General features: G+C 70.6%; 1 protein-coding gene. It reads right to left on the bottom strand.

The genetic code is table 11. The features are described from left to right. Positions 1-329 precede the first annotated feature (329 nt). Positions 330-1505: putative Ig domain-containing protein (locus ACLJPY_RS50065; RefSeq protein WP_410598078.1), on the bottom strand; the 1176-nt coding region annotated here is incomplete at its 5' end.

Below are 1505 nucleotides of genomic sequence, written 5' to 3'. Positions count from 1 at the left end.
CGGCGATCAGGATCCCGGCGGTACGCACCTGACCGCCGACGACCAAGCCGACGCCGATGGCACCGAGGACAGCCATGCCGATCCCAGAGCAGTAGAAGCCCAGCGGCAGCGGGTTGGCGTATGGCCGGACGGTGACAGTCGCGGTCATGGCTGGTCGTCCCCGGCAGACGACCGCGGCCGAGGGCCGGGCGGGTGGCCGGCATCTTCGTCATCGTGTGCTCCCGTCGACGGACCTATCGGCGTTTCACGCGAAGAACCGTTAAGCACCAACACGACACGGCTACCGCAGAGCGGGAGACCCGGCATGATCGGGTCTCCCGCTCCGTTGGTCAGGAGGCCGTCACACCGGAGGGCGGCGTGAACGCACCGCTGGTGACGCGGTAGATCTGACTCACCGTCAGGCTTTCGCCCGCCGAGATGGCGTTCTGGCCCGTGACCACGACGTGTCCCGTGCTGCCGGACGCCGTGCCCGGATTGGTCAGCGACAGCGACTCGTTCGGTGCCAGCGTGAACGACAGCGTCCAGCCGGACGTCGCGGTCCGGCCCGTGTTCGTCAGCGTGAAGTGGCCGAACGCGCCACCCTGGTAGACGTAGTCGGTGGTGAAGACGGCCGTCAGCGGGCTCGACGGCGCGGCCGTCACGGTCCAGCCGAACGATGTCTGGGCCGTCGCCCCGGCCGCGTCGGTGACGGTCACCGTCACCTTGCTCGTGCCCGCGGCGGTCGGGGTGCCGGAGATCAGGCCACTCTTCGCGTCGATCGTGAGCCCGGCGGGCAGGCCCTGGGCGGCGTAGCCGTACGGCGTGCTGCCGCCCGACGCGGTCACCTGCAGCGACACAGCCTTCCCGACCACGCTGCTCTGCTCACCCGGGTTGGTGACAGCGAGCTTGCCCGCTTCGCCCACGGTCCAGGTGAACGACGTCGTCCCGGACTTGCCCGCCGCGTCGGTGACCGTCACGGTGACCTTGCTCGTCCCCGCGGTGGTCGGCGTGCCGGAGATCAGCCCGGACTTGGCATCGATCGTGAGCCCGGCCGGCAGGCCCTGGGCGGCGTAGCCGTACGGCGTGCTGCCGCCGGACGCCGAGATCTGCAGCGAGACGGCCGTGCCGGTGGTGCTCGTCTGGTCGCCCGGGTTCTTGACCGTGACCGTGCCGCTGGGCGTGCCCGGGGTCAGCCCGGTCACGCCGTTGGGGGTGCCGAAGCCGGTCGGGCCGTCCCAGCCGGTGCCCGCGGTGCAGATCACCGTGCCGCAGCTGCCGTTGCTGCCCGAGGTGACGTCGTAGAAGTTGCCCTGGTGGGCATAGGGGTAGGTGACGGCGTTGTCCCCGGCGTTCGGGGTGCCGGCCAGCGCCCAGATCCCCGCGACGATCGGCGTGGCCAGGCTCGTGCCCCCGTACTGCGACGTCGCGCCGTTGACGTAGATCGTGATGCCGCTGTTCGGGTCGGCGTCGGCCGAGATGTCCGACGTCGCCCGGTTGCTGCAGCTCGTGCTGATCCCGTTCTGGTA

It is taken from the genome of Amycolatopsis sp. lyj-23, from assembly GCF_046549135.1.
Lineage (GTDB): Bacteria > Actinomycetota > Actinomycetes > Mycobacteriales > Pseudonocardiaceae > Amycolatopsis.
This window is presented reverse-complemented; position numbering and strand designations above follow the sequence as displayed.